Here is a 15620-nt window from a genome sequence, read left to right on the forward strand (position 1 = left end):
GGCTCAATGGAACGAAAAATTAAACCAGTTTATTTAACAGATGTTAAATCTTTACAACAGCTTAGTCGAGAAACATTTGCTGAAACGTTTGGCCCATATAATTCTGCTGAAAACATGGAACGTTATCTAGCGACGGCATATCAGTTAGATCAGTTGCGGTATGAAATTGAAGATGGACAAAGTCAGTTTTTCTTTATTTATTTAGATGAGCACTTAGCAGGCTATTTAAAATTGAATTTTGGCGATGCTCAGTCGGAGATTAGTGATGAAGATAGCATGGAAATTGAACGAATTTACGTAAAACAAAATTTTCATAAACTTGCTTTGGGTAAAAATTTAATGCAACATGCTTTGAATATTGCACGTCAAGCTGGTAAAAAATATGTATGGCTAGGAGTTTGGGAAAATAATCAACGAGCGTTAAAGTTTTATGAAGGACAAGGCTTTGTCCCGTTTAGTGAACATGTCTTTGATTTAGGTAGCAGTTCGCAACGCGATCTTCTACTAAAATATAATTTAAAAGGAGTTAAATAATATGCAACCATTAGTTATTGATAATGAATTTTTTGATATTTTCCCCGAGGCAAATATTTTTGCTTTAGTAGTAAAGGGAATCGACAATCACGCATCTGACGAACGTGAGGAACATAACCAACAATTATTAGATGAAGCGATGAAGATGTCAAAATCTTTTTTAACTGAAGAAGACTTTAAAGATAATCAAGTGATTCAAGAATGGCGACAAGCATTTACTAGCTTTAAAAAGAAGAAGGGGGCACGTTCGTCCATTGAAGCTTTATTAAAACGTGTAAATCAAGGGAAACAATTGACTCCAATTAATCCATTAGTTGATATTTATAATAGTGTTTCATTAGAATATGGGGTGCCATGTGGTGGCGAAGATTTGCACGCAGTTCAAGTTCCTATGCATCTTGGATTAGCTAAAGGTGGCGAAGATTTTATTCCTGTTGGAGCGGATGAATCAGAACCAGCATTACCTGAAGAATTGATTTATTATGATTCTGAAGGAGCAATTTGTCGTTCGTTAAACTGGCGTGATGCACAACGGACCATGTTAACTGAAGATACTCAAGATGCTATTTTAATTATTGAAGGTATTACGGAGCAACAAAAAGAACGTGGAGCAAAAGCAATTCTAGAATTACAAAATCGAATTGAAAATGAATTAGGTGTTAAGGGTGAAACATTTACGATTACGGCTAATCAATAATGATTAACAAGATTTAAACTAAATGATGGAAAAGCCTTGCTAATAATAAATTCATCTTTTATAATGAGAGCAATTGAATAATACCGAATGTTTAGTATAATCGTTGGAGAATGGCCAACGAGTTCCTACCTGCACCGAAACGCAGACTACTAGATGAAGCTTTTTGGCGCGCCCATTCATTTTTGTTTGGGTGCGTTTTTGTATTCGCTTTTTAAGCTGTTAATTCATAATTTGGCATAACTTATGTTGTATTGAATTGATAGGAGTGTTTGCAATGGACGGCGATTGTACGAACATTCAAGCACTCATCAGAGGAGATTTAAAGAGATGGATCAGGTAAGTAAGCCGAATTTTTTACAATCAACTATTCTTGGGCTTCAGCATGTTTTAGCCATGTATGCTGGCGGTATTTTAGTCCCATTATTAATTGGGGCCGCGCTGCATTTTACCCCACAGCAGATGACCTATTTGATTTCAGTTGATATTTTTATGACAGGGATTGGAACGTTGTTACAACTTAAATCGACGCGCTTGACTGGAATTGCGATGCCTGTGGTTTTAGGGTCAGCCATTCAATCAGTTTCACCATTGATTAGCATTGGCGGTACTTTGGGGATTGGGGCCATGTATGGAGCAACTATTTCAGCGGGAATTTTCGTATTCTTAATTGCAGGATTATTTGCAAAATTAAGAGAATTTTTCCCACCTGTGGTCACGGGATCTTTAATTACGGTAATTGGTTTGTCATTGATTCCAGTGGCGGTTACTAAAATTGGTGGTGGTGATATTGCGGCGAAAAGTTTTGGAAACATGACTGATCTATCAATCGCTGCAGTCACAATTATTGTGACCATTATTCTAAATATCTTTACTCGTGGATTTTTGAAATCGATCGCGATCTTATTAGGAATTATCGGTGGAACGATTTATGCGGGATTAATTGGCCAAGTATCGATTCAAGCTGTATCCGATGCATCTTGGGTTCACTTACCCATGCCATTCTTTATGGGAGTTCCAACTTTTGATGCTTCAGCGATTATTACGATGATTATTATTGCATTAACATCAATGATTGAATCAACGGGGGTGTATTTTGCAATTGCTGACATTACGGGAACGAAGTTAACTGAAAAACGTATGGCACGTGGTTATCGGGCAGAAGGGTTAGCAGTTATTTTGTCAGGAATATTTAATACTTTTCCATATTCAACATTTTCGCAAAATGTTGGAGTTGTACGCCTTTCAGGAGTGCGTTCAAAAAAGCCAATTTATTCAGCCGCTGTTATTTTAATTATTATTGGAATGTTACCCAAATTTGGTGCACTAGCTACCATTATTCCAGATCCTGTTTTAGGCGGAGCGATGTTGATTCTCTTTGGAACTATTGGAGTGCAAGGAACAACGATCATGCGTGCAGTGGATTTCGGAATTGAACGTAATTTGATGATTGCTGCTTTGTCTATTGCATCTGGGATTGGAATTTCTGCTTATCCACAATTGTTTCAACATATGCCTACAATGATTAATATTTTGATTCAAAATGCAGTTGTGGTGACAGCAATCTTAGCTGTCGGGTTGAATATTATTTTACCTGGACGAGAGAAAAAATTTTTAGAATAAAAGTAAGCAGATAGTTAATGTTATGGGATGCTTGTATACTTGATAAATGGGGTTTATTGAAACTTGCATCTGTTGAAACGTTCTGTTAGAATTTCATCTTAATATAGAGTATATAAATAAGAATGAACAAAGGGGGGATAAAAATGCGGATTGTACCGATTGAAGAAAAAGATTGGCCAGTATGGCAAACGATTTATGAAGAGGCATTCCCACTTTCAGAACGCATCGATTTTGATGAATTAGTGCAATTATCAAAAGATAATCCGAAGATTAATTTATCAAAATTAATGGAATTGGATCAAATAGTTGGCCTATTGTGCCACGTTGATTTACCTGATCAAAAAGGATTTATTCTATATTTTGCAACTCATGCAAAACAAAGAGGAATGGGTCTTGGCAGTAAAGCATTGGTTGCGATGAAAGAATTATATCCAAATGGGTTTATTTTGGAGAGTGAACAGATAGGGACGCAGGCTGGTAATGAGGAACAACGTCAATCTCGTTTCAAATTCTATGAGCGTAATGGGGTGAAAGCTTCTGATATGCTTTCTCATAATATGTCTGGCGATTTTCACTTGATGCGCTCAACTGAAACAATCACTAGTCAGGATTACTTGAAAGCAATTAATATGTTTGGGATTCCGGCTGAAATAAGCAAAATTTAGGAATACCGATAAAAGTTAGATTAAAGAATAATATTTAGTTTTGAAACATGTTGATAGAGAGGGCTGAAACTACTTTGTTTTAGACCTCTCTTTTTTTGTTATAGTTAAGGTGCTTATAAAGTTATTTAAAAATTAAATAATTTGAAAACTAAAATTAATATTGGTAAAGTTAGATAAAAAGGTTGATAATACTAATTTATTAAGTTAAATTTAAAAAGTTAAAATGAGACTAATCATAATAAATGTTCAGGTTGAATGTATTGTATAAAAATAAGATTTAAAAGTATCGTCGATAATAAGGGGAGTTAAATAGATGGAAGATATTAAAAGGTGGTGGTTAAATGACCGCACACAAATGTACTTAACGTTGATATTTATGATCGGAGTAATTTACCTATTTCGGTCATTCATGCCAACTATATTATTAATAATCATTTTTGCATCAATTGGAATTTCCGGAGGCCAATGGGTTAAAAAATGGACGAAATTACCTTATATTTTTGGAGTTACAATTTTTTATATTTTAATTCTGTTCGGGCTCTTTTTAATTATTTCGTTTGTGGCCCCAATGTTTTATAAAGAAGGTGTGAGTTTGGTTCATTCGATTATTCACGCTTATGAGCATTCACCTAAGATTGCAAATCAAATTAATGAGTATTTGGCTAAGACCAATTTAGATGACAAAATAACTAGTGGATTAACGTCGGTATTACACGTGAGTTTGCAAACTATACAAGGGCTTTGGAAAGGCATTACCGAGACTGTTTTGGCTGTCTTACTTAGTTTTGTTTATGCGGTAAGTTTAAATCCGCTCAAAAAATTTGGTCGTCGCTTCCAAACATCTGATTTTCCACGCTTTTTTACGAATATCTATGAATTAGCCAATAAATTTGTTTATATTTTGGGACAAATTATTAGGGTACAAATTGTGATTGATCTTGTTAATACTTCATTGTCAGTCATAGGGTTTATTGTTCTGGGGATGCCGTCTGCAATGGTCTTGGGAAGTATGGTTTTGGTCTTAGGCCTAATCCCAGTCGCAGGTGTTTTGATTTCCATGATTCCTTTGACGATTGTTGCCTTCTCTGCTGGTGGTTGGGTTTTAGCCAGTGAAATTTTAATCTTCATTTTAATCATTCATGCCTTTGAAGCTTATGTCTTACATCCAAAACTAATGGCAACACGTTCGGAACTGCCAGTCTTTGTAACCTTTATTTCTTTGATTGTGATGGAACGGATTTTGGGACCTTGGGGATTGATTTTGGGGGTTCCTATTGTTGCGTTTTTCCTTGATGTAATCAAGGTACATGCTTTTTCTAAAAATGTCGGGGATAAAAACGTATAAATTAGTAGTTTTATTACTGGATTTATTGTACAATTGTCCGAATGAAAACGATTTCCGTTGGTGAAAGCAGGGGTAAAAATGTTAATTAAGCAAATTTCTATTGAAAATAGTTCGGAATTAAAAGATATTCAAATTGAAGATAATTTGATCGTTGCTATAGATAAAAATATCACACCAAAAACTGGTGAGAAGGTGTTAAATGTAGCGGGTAAAGTTGCGATTCCACCATTTGTTGATCCTCATGTCCATCTTGATTCAACGCAAACAGCGGGTGATCCAGAGTGGAATGAAGAGGGAACTTTATTTGATGGTATTCGAATTTGGTCTGAACGAAAGAAAACTTTAAGTTATGAGGATGTTAGAGCGCGTGCTCTTAAAACACTAAGATTACAAGCTGCGCATGGTTTGCAATTTGTGCGTTCTCATGTTGATGTGACTGATCCAAATTTAACAGCTTTACGCGCTTTATTGGATGTGCGAGATGAAGTTAAACCATGGATGGAGTTACAATTAGTGGCTTTCCCTCAAGAAGGAATTTTATCATTTCCGCATGGAAAAGAGTTGATGGAAAAAGCAGCTCAAATGGGTGTGGATGCATTAGGTGCTATTCCACATTTTGAATTTAATCGAGAATATTCGGTTGAATCTATACGTTTTGTTTTTGAATTAGCGCAAAAATATAATTTGTTGATTGATGCACACACTGACGAAATTGATGATCCTGATTCTAAGAGTTTGGAAACAATGGCGACCTTAGCATTAGAAACGGGTTTGAAAGCTCGAGTAACTGCATCTCATACAACTGCGATGGGCTCTTATAATGACGCTTATATGTATAAATTGATGCGGTTGTTAAAAATGGCGGATTTGAATTTTGTTTCAAATCCCCTTATTAACATGTATCTGGGTGGTCGTTTTGACACTTATCCGAAACGACGTGGTTTAACACGTGTTAAGGAATTAGATAAGGAAAATATTAATGTAGCTTTCGGCGAGGATGATATTAAAGATCCGTGGTATCCAATGGGAAATGGTAATATGATGGATGTTTTGCATTTGGGACTCCATGCTACTCAAATTATGGGTCATCAAGAAATTATGGATTCATATCGCTTTATTACTAAAAATGGGGCTAGAACGTTACAAGTGGAAGATCACTATGGTATTGAAGTGGGAAAACCTGCATCATTTTTGATTTTAAATGCTTCGAACTTTTATGAGGCTCTTAATCAACGAGCAGAAATTTTGTATTCAATTCATAATGGGGACATTTTAGTTCAGACGAAACCTGCCGAAATTGAACTTGATTTTTAATCTAGAATAAAAAGCATGAAGAGATCGGGATAATTTTATCTCGATTTTTTTAATATTGATATTCAATCAATTTATGTGTGAAATAATTTTAATTATTTTTAATACCATATTTAATAGAATAGGTTGATTAATTTAATAATTAAATCAATTTTGATTAGTGAATTTTGGAAAACTCATTTAAATATGAAGAAACTCTTTCTTAAAACTAATGTGTTTATATAAAATACTTTGTTTTTAAAAACAAATCCGTTATATTAGTTTTATTAATTAAGTAACGGAGGATGTTTATTTGAAAATTTTAATAATTTCCAAAGAATTAGAGTTACTGGGACAAATTCAGACTTTGTTGAATAGAACATCGTGGAATTTAGAATTTATAAGTGATTTAACATTAGCAAAGACATTAATCCAACAAAATCCAAATCAATTTGCTTCAATTATGTTGGATGATACATTGATTCAATCTAAAAATGAGCTAGAACAATTCAAAAATAAGATGGACGTTCAAAGTTGTTTTATTCTATTCCATTCAGAAAAATTGAAGAAAGGGTGGGATGATTATGAAGCTATTCCAGCAGAACAGTCAATGGAAACAAATACAGCACAACAATTAATGGATAAGCTTGAATGTCTTCGATCAATCTTGCATAAAAACAAGTTAATTAAGGATGAGGAACAAGTAACTCCGATGTTACATATAGATGAATTAACTCAAGAAGTAATAGTAAGTGGAGAAAAATTAGGCCATTTGACACCTAAGGAATTTGATTTGTTATTAATTTTGGTACAACATCCACGACAAGTTTTGACCCGAGAAAGACTTTTACAACATGTGTGGCATGAGGAAGTTTATGTTGATACTCGAACAGTGGATACACATATTAAAATGATTCGGAAAAAATTACCTGTTAATTTAATTAAAACGGTTTGGGGTCGAGGCTATAAGTTTGAAGAATAAAAATAGGTATGGCCCATAAAGTAAAAATATGGAAAATTGGTATATGAATTGGTATAATATATTTTGTACTTGAAAACGCTTAATCGTGATAAAATAGAGCTGTGAAGTAAATAAGTTAAAGGTGGATATTGAAATGGCGATTAATTTAACTAGTTTAGGAACAACTCCAAGTGGAGAAGAACTTCAACACGTGATAATTCAAAATAAAAATGGTCATAAATTAGGTCTAGTATCTTGGGGAGCATCATGGCAATCATTTAAGACAGCCGCCGGTCAAGATTTAGTTTTAGGCTTTCATGACGTCGACAGCTATTTAAATAATAATTATTATATTGGAAATGCTGTGGGACGTGTAGCGGGGCGTATTGATGGTGCTAATTTTGATTTAGAAGGTCATAATTATCAATTGGACCAAAACGAGGGGAATAATACTTTACATGGTGGGGAAAAAAGTTTTTCACACCGCAATTGGGAAATTAAAGAACTCGATGAAATTAATAATCGGGTAGTCTTTGGAACATCTTTGGATGAAAATGAGGATCATTTTCCAGGAACAATGCAAGTAACTGTTACTTATGCGTTGAGCGATACTGATGAAGTGACACTTGAATTCAGTGCGTTATCAGATAAAACTACGTTATTTAATCCTACATCACATGTATACTTTAATATGGGTGGTTTGGAAACTGATGCCAATAAAATGCAATTACAAATCAAAGCAGATCGTTATATGGAATTACGCAAAACTGATAAAATCCCTACCGGTAAGCTGTTGCCAGTTGAAGGAACTGCATATGATTTCAATACAGTAACCACAATTGGTGAGGCAATTGCTGAGATTCCTTCTGATGATTTTGATAAGAAGTTTGATGATGTCTTTGCGTTGGATTCAAAATATCAAACAAATGTAGTGTTGTCGGATCCTGTTTCTAAGCGTGCAGTTGAAATGACGACTGATCGGAATGCTGTTGTTTTCTTTATTACTAATCCAGAAGTTGATAATTATTCTGATCAGGCTGCATTCCTAGCAGAACATCCTTATAACGGGGTGGCTTTGGAAGCGCAAACTTTGTCTGATTCAATTCATCATCCTGAATTTGGGGATATTGTTTTGCCAGCTAACCAGCAGAAAACCTACACCACAAAATATGCTTTTAAGAATCTATAATTTCACTACTAGTTTTAAGATGGGAGTAATACTAATATGACGACGTTGTCTTTCGATAAGAGTAAATTATCAACATTTGTTGATGAAGAAGAGTTAGCGATGATCCAACCAATGGTGAATGTAGCAGATGAAATGTTACGTCAAAGAACAGGGGCTGGAGCGGCTTATACCGATTGGATTAAGTTACCAACTGAATATGATAAAGAGGAGTTTGCACGGATTCAAAGTGCGGCTGAAAAAATCAAGAATAATTCAAAAGTTTTGGTAGTGATCGGAATTGGAGGATCTTATTTAGGTGCTCGGGCCGCTGTTGATTTTTTAAATGAATATTTCAATTCATCATATGATGATAGTGAACGTGAATTCCCACAAATTATTTTTACTGGGAATAATATTTCAGGACAATACCTGAATTCAGTAATTAAGTTAATTGGAGATCGTGATTTTTCAGTTAACATCATCTCTAAATCTGGTACTACAACCGAACCAGCTATTGCCTTTCGTGTTTTCAAACAAATGTTGGAAGATAAGTATGGTGTGAATGAAGCAAAGGAGCGTATCTTTGCTACAACTGATGCTAAGCGTGGTTCTTTGAAGACTTTGGCTGATGATCAAGGTTATGAAGAATTCGTTGTGCCAGATGGTGTAGGTGGTCGTTTCTCAGTTTTGACTGCAGTAGGACTTTTGCCAATTGCAGCTGCTGGTGGTGATATTGAACAATTGATGGCTGGGGCAGCCGCAGCGCAAAAAGATTATGCTGATGCTGATTTGCAAAAGAATGAGGCTTATCAATATGCTGCTTATCGTAATATTCTTTATCGTAAGGGCTATACAACTGAGTTACTAATTAATTACGAACCAACGCTAGTACAATTTGGTGAATGGTGGAAGCAACTACAGGGTGAATCAGAAGGTAAAGATGGAAAAGGAATTTTCCCAGCATCTGGTAACTTTTCAACTGACTTACATTCATTTGGCCAATATATACAAGAAGGTCGTCGAAACTTATTTGAGACACTTGTACGGGTTACTAACCCAACTTCAGATGTTGTGATTCCTGAAATGGAAGCCGATGATGGTTTGGAATACTTACAAGGTAAGACAATGAGCTATGTTAACCGAATGGCTTCAGATGGGACATTATTAGCTCACGTTGATGGTGGTGTACCTAACATGGTTGTTGAAATTGAACAACAAGATGCTTATCATTTGGGATACATGATTTACTTCTTTGAAATTGCAGTTGGAATTTCTGGATACTTGAATGGAGTTAATCCATTTAATCAACCAGGGGTAGAAGCTTATAAAAAGAATATGTTTGGTCTTTTGGGAAAGCCTGGTTACGAAGAATTGACTGCTGCCTTGCGTGAACGTCTATAAAGCATAAGAGGACTGGGAAAATTTTCCTTCTCCTCTTTTTAGTTAATATCAAAATATATTTAAGATTAATTAAGTTTAATTTAGTAAGATGATAAAAACAATATTACTCATTCGGATTAATTTGAAACGACAGGAGCGGATAATTGATTAAAACGAGCAACATAACAAACTGGCTTAGTCGGTTAATAAAAGGTATGATTTTAGCCCTTGGATTTATTTTACCAGGTGTATCTGGCGGAGTTTTAGCTGCCATCTTAGGAATATATGAACGTCTCTTGCAATTTATGGGGAATGTCAGACAACGGTTTAAATTGGATTTTTGGTATTTTGTTCCAGTTGGCTTAGGTGGTCTTTTGGGTATAGTTTTATTGAGTGCTCCACTAGAGTATTTACTAGAAAAACATCAGATTTTAGTACTCTGGGCATTCTCTGGTGCAATTATTGGAACTTTACCATCATTGTTTAAAACGGCAGGTGTACAAGGTCGTAAGACTAGTGACTGGATGGTCTTGATATTAACGACGGTGCTAGGGGGATGGTTTTTATATAATTTAAGTACAATTTTTGGTACTTTAAAACCTAATTTTGCTAGTTGGATTTTGGCAGGTGGATTAATTGCATTAGGAATTATTCTGCCAGGATTAAGCCCTTCAAATTTATTGCTTTATCTTGGATTATTTGAGCCTATGCTAAAAGGATTTAAGTCGGGTGACTTAAGTGTGTTAATTCCAATGATTATTGGTGCCGGAATTACTTTATTGGCTCTATCAAAAGTAATGTTGATTTTATTGAAAAAATTTTATGCAAAGGTTTATCATTTTATTTTGGGAATCGTGATTGCCTCAATTGGACTGATTTTGGTTCCGCCAGTAGCTAATTATGAAGGAATAAATATAGGTACGATGGTTTTTGCTTTAATTTTAATGCTAGCCGGAATGGCGTTGGGATGGTGGATGTCCCAACTAGAGAATAAGTATAAGTAATTTATAGTTATATTGAATAAAGCTGGTTTTTTGATAACTAATCTGTTAATATTTATAAGTATAAAAGTTAATTTTAGGAGATTTTAATCATGGCCATTGGAATGAATGATTTGAAGACGGGTTTGACAATTGAATACTCAAACTCAATTTGGCGGGTGTTGGAATTTCAACACGTTAAGCCTGGTAAAGGGGCAGCCTTTGTCCGTTCAAAGTTAAAGAATTTGCGTTCAGGATCAGTAAATGAAGTTACTTTCCGACCTGGAGATAAGTTTGAAATTGCTAATATCGAAACTTCACCAATGCAATATTCATATGCTGATGGTGACAATCGTGTATTCATGAATATGGATACATATGATCAAATCGCTATTCCGGTTGACCGTATTGAAAACGAGATGAAGTATCTATTAGAAGGAACTGACGTTAAGGTAACTTATTATGAAAGCGAATTATTGGGAATTGAAGTTCCTAAGACCGTTGAATTAACTGTTACAGAAACACAACCTGGAATTAAAGGTGCTACTGCCAATGGTGGTGGTAAGCCTGCTACAATGGAAACAGGCTTAGTAATTACAGTTCCTGATTTCATTAACGCTGGTGAAAAATTAATTGTTAATACAGATAATGGTGGATCATACTCTTCACGTGCATAATTTGTGAATGAATCCATTTCGAAGCGTCTACCAGACTAACTTGATTGGTGGGCGCTTCAATTGTCTAAATGAAATTTTACGTAATAAGGAGGACAATCAGATGGCAGCAGAAGAAACGATTTTATTAACACAAACCGAAAATGGTTCAACGCGGGTTAATATTCGGGTACTTGATATTATTGCCGGCTTGGCAACACGTGAAGTGGAAGGGGTTGCACGTTTACGTGGAACCTTTGGTGAACGTGCTAAAGAGGTCTTAGGTTATAAAGACCAACATGGAACGGGGATTAGCACTAACCAAGACGAAGAAGGCAACCTTCAAATTGAAGTTTATGTTGATTTAAACTATGGGGTCGCTGTACCAAAGGTCGCTCATACAATTCAAACTCAAATTAAAACGCAAATGAATGCAATGCTCGGAATTGATGTTGAAACAATTGATGTTCACGTTGTTGGAGTTTTGTCCGAAAAACTTGAATCTGAAATTGATCCTAATAATCTTTTTGGAGATGATCAAAAGGAAGAGGACCATAAGTAATGGTGACACTAACACGACATGTAATTCGCCAAGTAACTTTGCAAACTTTGTTTGGCCTTTCAGCTAATTTAGACGCTCAACCAGAAGCAGTTATTATGCAAGCTTTAGCTGGTGATCCTGAATTAGAGAATGTGACGGAAGTTCCGGCAGAAGTCCTAGACTTAGTTCAAAAGGTTCAAGCTTATACTGATGACGCAGACTTAATGATTTCAAAATACTTGATTGAAGGTTGGACTTTGGATCGACTAAACTTGATTGATTTAGAAATTATGCGGATTGCTATTTATGAAGCTAACCAAGGTGATGTACCAACCAAAGTTGCAGTAAATGAGGCGCTTAATTTAGCAAAAGAATTTACTGATGATTCTTCAGCTAAATTCATTAATGGAATTTTATCAAAAGTATTGACATTTTAGATAAAATTACGTAGTATTAGGTAACGTTAGAAAACAAAGTAATGGCTACCCGCTATTCACCTAGAAGAATTTTGTTTCTTCGGGTCTATCGATTTCATTAATTATTGAATGAATAGCGGGTTGTCGTTGTATGCGACAATTCGCTTTTACTTTGTCTGGACAAAAATAGGAGGTAAGTACCATAGCAGCTAATGTACGCCAACCACAGCAGAAGAACGATTTGGTTAATGAAAATATCCGTGCGCATGAAGTCCGTTTGATCACCGATGATGGTGATAAAGGGGTTATTCTAAAGGATGAGGCTCAAAAGATTGCTGACGAAGCTGAACTTGATTTAGTTTTGGTTCAAGCAAACGCAAAGCCTCCCGTTGCAAAAATCATGGATTATGGAAAATTCAAGTTCGAGAGCCAAAAGAAAGTTCGCGAACAACGAAAAAATCAAAAAACGGTCACTGTGAAGGAAATTCGTTTAAGTCCTACTATTGATTCTGGTGATTTTAATACCAAGAAAATAAATGCCAATAAATTCCTTAGTAAGGGAAATAAGATTAAGGTTTCCATTCGTTTCCGGGGTCGTGCAATTACCCACAAGGAAATTGGACGTGAAGTCATGAATCGATTTGCTGCTGAGTTAGAAGATACCGCTAAGGTTGAAGCTCGAGCAAAAATGGAGGGACGTAGCATGTTTATGGTGCTAGCCCCTAAGGACGCCAAGTAACCGCATATTATATTTGGAGGAGAAAACTCATGCCTAAGTTTAAGACACACCGCGCTTCTGCAAAGCGTTTTAAGAAGACTGCCAATGGTGGTTTGAAGTCAGCTAATGCCTACACGTCACACCGTTTCCATGGTAAGACTAAGAAGCAACGTCGCCAATTGCGTGGAACTTCAATGATGAATCACACTACGTTGAAGACATACCGTCACATGTTGAGCCGTATCTAATTTAATTAATTAGATCAGGTTTGTTAGATTTTTGTAAAGAATATTGGAGGATTAAACCATGCGAGTAAAAGGTGGAACAGTTACACGTGCGCGTCGTAAAAAGATGATCAAATTGGCCAAGGGTTACCGTGGTCAACGTCACATCAACTATAAGGTTGCTAAGCAACAAGTTTGGAAGGGTTGGGTTTATGCTTTCCGTGATCGTAAGACCACTAAGCGTAACTTCCGTAAGCTTTGGATTACACGTATCAACGCTGCTGCCCGGATGAATGGATTGTCATATTCACGTTTCATGAACGGTTTGAACTTGATGGGATCAAAGTTGAACCGTAAGATGTTAGCTGATTTGGCTATCACAGATGCAACTGCATTTTCAGCTTTGGCAGATGCAGCAAAGAAAGCTTTGACTGATAACAACCAAACTTTCCACGCTATCACACCTGCAACAACTGAAAAGGTTATTGAAATCCATACTGCCGAAGCAAAGCCTGCTAAGACAGCGGAATCAAAGCCATCTGAAAAGAATACTGTTGCTGAAATTAAAGCATATTTGGACGCCCAAGGGACTGAATACGCTTCTTCAGCAAAGAAGGCTGACTTGTTAGCTTTGGTATAAGTTTTAAAGGCATGAATTGAATTTTTTAAATTCTGCATAAAAATCAGCTGAGACATTTATGTCTTGGCTTTTTTTATAGCCAATTAAAAAAAATTATTAAGCCAAAGCTGGCAGTGATACAAGGAATGAGCGGAATTTTTTTGGATTTTAAAAATAATGATAGAAGGATGCCAAAAAAACAGCTCAATTGAATACATGCTAGCCATTGCTCAAAAGTTAGATATAAAAATTGAATAAAAAATATATCTATATCTCCATTTCCGATATATTTTTCGCAACGATTTAAATAAAGTAAACTAAAATAGATAGGCAGAGCAAGCAATAATTTATTCAAATCATAATTTAATCCATACATCCAAATAATTGGCATCCCAAACCAACTCGAAATAGCATAATATCTTATATCTTGGTAAGTAAATAAAATAAGCAAACAAAAAATAACTATTAACATAATAACCTCCATATATGTTCAGAAAGAATCGATAATTAAGGTAAACGTAACAAAAAGACACGCCCGGAAATGTTTACCATCAAAATCCCGTTATTATTGGTTTATTTTAGATAAAGTATTGCAAAAAAAAACGAGAGATGCTATTATATTCTTTGTGCTTGTAGTAAGTTGGTGTCCGCGTTAGTTCGCGCGACGTGCTGAACTAATTTTGCCGGTACCGAAAAAGTTTGGAATTTCGGATTTATTTATAAACGATACGCCCGGAATTGTGGACTAAAATAAAAAATATGGAAGGAGCCTCTTAGACATGCCTACAATTAATCAATTGGTTCGTAAGCCTCGTAAGTCAAAGAGCACGAAGTCAAAGTCACCAGCTTTGAACTTCGGTTATAACTCACAATCAAAGAAAACCATCCTTGCCCCAGCCCCACAAAAACGTGGTGTTGCAACTCGTGTTGGTACAATGACTCCTAAGAAGCCTAACTCAGCTTTGCGTAAGTACGCCCGTGTGCGTCTTTCAAACTTGATTGAAGTTACGGCATATATTCCTGGAATCGGTCACAACCTTCAAGAACACTCAGTTGTCTTGATCCGTGGTGGACGTGTAAAGGACTTGCCTGGAGTACGTTATCACATTATTCGTGGTGCTTTGGATACTGCCGGTGTTGATGGACGGATGCAATCACGTTCTAAGTACGGTGCAAAGCGCCCTAAGAAGAAGTAATTAAGGGAGGACATTAATTATGCCACGTAAGGCTTATACTAAGCAGGCAGAAGTTCTGCCTGATCCAATTTATAACTCAAAGCTTGTTTCACGTTTGATCAACCGTTTGATGCTTGATGGTAAACGTGGAACTGCTTCAACAATCTTATACGAAGCTTTTGATCGTATTAAGGAAACAACTGGTAATGAACCATTAGCAGTCTTTGAAGAAGCCATGAATAACATCATGCCTGTCTTGGAAGTCCGCGCACGTCGTGTTGGTGGATCAAATTACCAAGTTCCAGTTGAAGTTCGCCCAGAACGTCGTGTTACGTTAGGACTTCGTTGGTTGGTTTCATACGCACGTTTGCGTGGGGAACACACAATGGACGAACGTTTAGCTAAAGAAATTATGGATGCTGCTAACAATTCTGGTGCATCTGTTAAAAAGCGCGAAGATACACACAAGATGGCAGAAGCCAACCGTGCCTTTGCACACTATCGTTGGTAAGATTTGCGATAGTTTAAATCGAATTGCTAGACTAATACTTCGTTTTTAAAGTGTTAGTCTGGCTTTTTTTGATAAAAATTGGTAAGTCTATAATTAGATATTTAATTATAGATTTTAATAACA

18 protein-coding genes, 1 pseudogene and 1 riboswitch are annotated in these 15620 nt (G+C 35.9%); of the genes and pseudogenes, 18 read left to right on the top strand and 1 reads right to left on the bottom strand.

Going from position 1 to position 15620, the window contains the following annotated elements:
* Nucleotides 1-6 precede the first annotated feature (6 nt).
* From JC2156_RS01355 to rplT, 16 genes and pseudogenes are all read left to right on the top strand, one after another.
* Nucleotides 7-534 carry a GNAT family N-acetyltransferase gene (locus tag JC2156_RS01355; RefSeq protein WP_006845044.1) on the top strand — a complete coding sequence of 176 codons (528 nt, stop codon included), beginning with the start codon at nt 7-9 and terminating at the stop codon, nt 532-534.
* A 1-nt stretch (nt 535) separates the two neighbouring features.
* Complete coding sequence (locus JC2156_RS01360) at nt 536-1231, top strand: B3/B4 domain-containing protein (RefSeq protein WP_006845045.1); 696 nt, start codon at nt 536-538, stop codon at nt 1229-1231.
* A 72-nt stretch (nt 1232-1303) separates the two neighbouring features.
* Nucleotides 1304-1400: riboswitch (purine riboswitch) on the top strand.
* Nucleotides 1401-1558: 158 nt separating this feature from the next.
* Nucleotides 1559-2851: a nucleobase:cation symporter-2 family protein gene (locus tag JC2156_RS01365; protein WP_006845046.1), complete on the top strand. Its 1293-nt coding sequence runs from the start codon at nt 1559-1561 to the stop codon at nt 2849-2851.
* 143 nt (nt 2852-2994) lie between these two features.
* Nucleotides 2995-3516, top strand: a complete 522-nt coding sequence (locus JC2156_RS01370; RefSeq protein WP_006845047.1) for a GNAT family N-acetyltransferase — start codon at nt 2995-2997, stop codon at nt 3514-3516.
* Nucleotides 3517-3829: 313 nt separating this feature from the next.
* On the top strand, nt 3830-4861 hold the full coding sequence (locus JC2156_RS01375) for an AI-2E family transporter (RefSeq protein ID WP_006845048.1): 1032 nt from the start codon (nt 3830-3832) through the stop codon (nt 4859-4861).
* Nucleotides 4862-4939: 78 nt separating this feature from the next.
* Nucleotides 4940-6175, top strand: a complete 1236-nt coding sequence (gene codA, locus JC2156_RS01380; RefSeq protein ID WP_006845049.1) for a cytosine deaminase — start codon at nt 4940-4942, stop codon at nt 6173-6175.
* Between the two features lie 289 nt (nt 6176-6464).
* Complete coding sequence (locus JC2156_RS01385) at nt 6465-7133, top strand: response regulator transcription factor (protein WP_006845050.1); 669 nt, start codon at nt 6465-6467, stop codon at nt 7131-7133.
* 133 nt (nt 7134-7266) lie between these two features.
* Nucleotides 7267-8301, top strand: a complete 1035-nt coding sequence (locus JC2156_RS01390; protein WP_006845051.1) for an aldose epimerase family protein — start codon at nt 7267-7269, stop codon at nt 8299-8301.
* A 36-nt stretch (nt 8302-8337) separates the two neighbouring features.
* Entirely contained in the window at nt 8338-9681 is a 1344-nt protein-coding gene (locus JC2156_RS01395; RefSeq protein WP_006845052.1) for a glucose-6-phosphate isomerase, read from the top strand.
* 146 nt (nt 9682-9827) lie between these two features.
* Complete coding sequence (locus tag JC2156_RS01400; RefSeq protein WP_038240989.1) at nt 9828-10664, top strand: DUF368 domain-containing protein; 837 nt, start codon at nt 9828-9830, stop codon at nt 10662-10664.
* Nucleotides 10665-10753: 89 nt separating this feature from the next.
* On the top strand, nt 10754-11317 hold the full coding sequence (gene efp, locus JC2156_RS01405) for an elongation factor P (protein WP_006845054.1): 564 nt from the start codon (nt 10754-10756) through the stop codon (nt 11315-11317).
* Nucleotides 11318-11417: 100 nt separating this feature from the next.
* Entirely contained in the window at nt 11418-11855 is a 438-nt protein-coding gene (locus JC2156_RS01410; protein ID WP_006845055.1) for an Asp23/Gls24 family envelope stress response protein, read from the top strand.
* Entirely contained in the window at nt 11855-12271 is a 417-nt protein-coding gene (gene nusB, locus JC2156_RS01415) for a transcription antitermination factor NusB (RefSeq protein ID WP_006845056.1), read from the top strand. The genes JC2156_RS01410 and nusB overlap by 1 nt, the downstream gene beginning before the upstream one ends.
* Before the next feature lie 220 nt (nt 12272-12491).
* Nucleotides 12492-12989 carry a translation initiation factor IF-3 gene (infC, locus tag JC2156_RS01420; protein WP_006845057.1) on the top strand — a complete coding sequence of 166 codons (498 nt, stop codon included), beginning with the start codon at nt 12492-12494 and terminating at the stop codon, nt 12987-12989.
* A 29-nt stretch (nt 12990-13018) separates the two neighbouring features.
* Nucleotides 13019-13216 carry a 50S ribosomal protein L35 gene (gene rpmI, locus JC2156_RS01425; protein WP_006845058.1) on the top strand — a complete coding sequence of 66 codons (198 nt, stop codon included), beginning with the start codon at nt 13019-13021 and terminating at the stop codon, nt 13214-13216.
* Between the two features lie 58 nt (nt 13217-13274).
* A pseudogene (gene rplT, locus JC2156_RS09065) lies at nt 13275-13685 on the top strand (50S ribosomal protein L20); the annotation flags it as partial.
* 220 nt (nt 13686-13905) lie between these two features.
* On the opposite strand, the gene JC2156_RS01435 reads toward rplT, so the two are convergent.
* Entirely contained in the window at nt 13906-14283 is a 378-nt protein-coding gene (locus JC2156_RS01435; RefSeq protein ID WP_013989685.1) for a prepilin peptidase, read from the bottom strand.
* A gap of 307 nt (nt 14284-14590) precedes the next feature.
* On the opposite strand from JC2156_RS01435, the gene rpsL reads away from it, so the two are divergent.
* Nucleotides 14591-15007 carry a 30S ribosomal protein S12 gene (rpsL, locus tag JC2156_RS01440; protein WP_006845060.1) on the top strand — a complete coding sequence of 139 codons (417 nt, stop codon included), beginning with the start codon at nt 14591-14593 and terminating at the stop codon, nt 15005-15007.
* 19 nt (nt 15008-15026) lie between these two features.
* Nucleotides 15027-15497, top strand: coding sequence for a 30S ribosomal protein S7 (rpsG, locus tag JC2156_RS01445; protein ID WP_006845061.1), 471 nt, complete (start codon nt 15027-15029; stop codon nt 15495-15497).
* Nucleotides 15498-15620 lie beyond the last annotated feature (123 nt).

This window comes from Weissella koreensis KCTC 3621, from assembly GCF_000277645.1.

Coding starts and splice junctions, on each gene's coding strand:
- JC2156_RS01370 (WP_006845047.1), top strand. CDS start 2,995: ATGCGGATTGTACCGATTGAAGAAAAAGATTGGCCAGTATGGCAAACG.
- JC2156_RS01390 (WP_006845051.1), top strand. CDS start 7,267: ATGGCGATTAATTTAACTAGTTTAGGAACAACTCCAAGTGGAGAAGAA.
- JC2156_RS01375 (WP_006845048.1), top strand. CDS start 3,830: ATGGAAGATATTAAAAGGTGGTGGTTAAATGACCGCACACAAATGTAC.
- JC2156_RS01435 (WP_013989685.1), bottom strand. CDS start 14,283: ATGTTAATAGTTATTTTTTGTTTGCTTATTTTATTTACTTACCAAGAT.
- JC2156_RS01410 (WP_006845055.1), top strand. CDS start 11,418: ATGGCAGCAGAAGAAACGATTTTATTAACACAAACCGAAAATGGTTCA.
- rpsL (WP_006845060.1), top strand. CDS start 14,591: ATGCCTACAATTAATCAATTGGTTCGTAAGCCTCGTAAGTCAAAGAGC.
- JC2156_RS01360 (WP_006845045.1), top strand. CDS start 536: ATGCAACCATTAGTTATTGATAATGAATTTTTTGATATTTTCCCCGAG.
- JC2156_RS01395 (WP_006845052.1), top strand. CDS start 8,338: ATGACGACGTTGTCTTTCGATAAGAGTAAATTATCAACATTTGTTGAT.
- codA (WP_006845049.1), top strand. CDS start 4,940: ATGTTAATTAAGCAAATTTCTATTGAAAATAGTTCGGAATTAAAAGAT.
- JC2156_RS01365 (WP_006845046.1), top strand. CDS start 1,559: ATGGATCAGGTAAGTAAGCCGAATTTTTTACAATCAACTATTCTTGGG.
- rpmI (WP_006845058.1), top strand. CDS start 13,019: ATGCCTAAGTTTAAGACACACCGCGCTTCTGCAAAGCGTTTTAAGAAG.
- JC2156_RS01355 (WP_006845044.1), top strand. CDS start 7: ATGGAACGAAAAATTAAACCAGTTTATTTAACAGATGTTAAATCTTTA.
- nusB (WP_006845056.1), top strand. CDS start 11,855: ATGGTGACACTAACACGACATGTAATTCGCCAAGTAACTTTGCAAACT.
- rpsG (WP_006845061.1), top strand. CDS start 15,027: ATGCCACGTAAGGCTTATACTAAGCAGGCAGAAGTTCTGCCTGATCCA.
- efp (WP_006845054.1), top strand. CDS start 10,754: ATGGCCATTGGAATGAATGATTTGAAGACGGGTTTGACAATTGAATAC.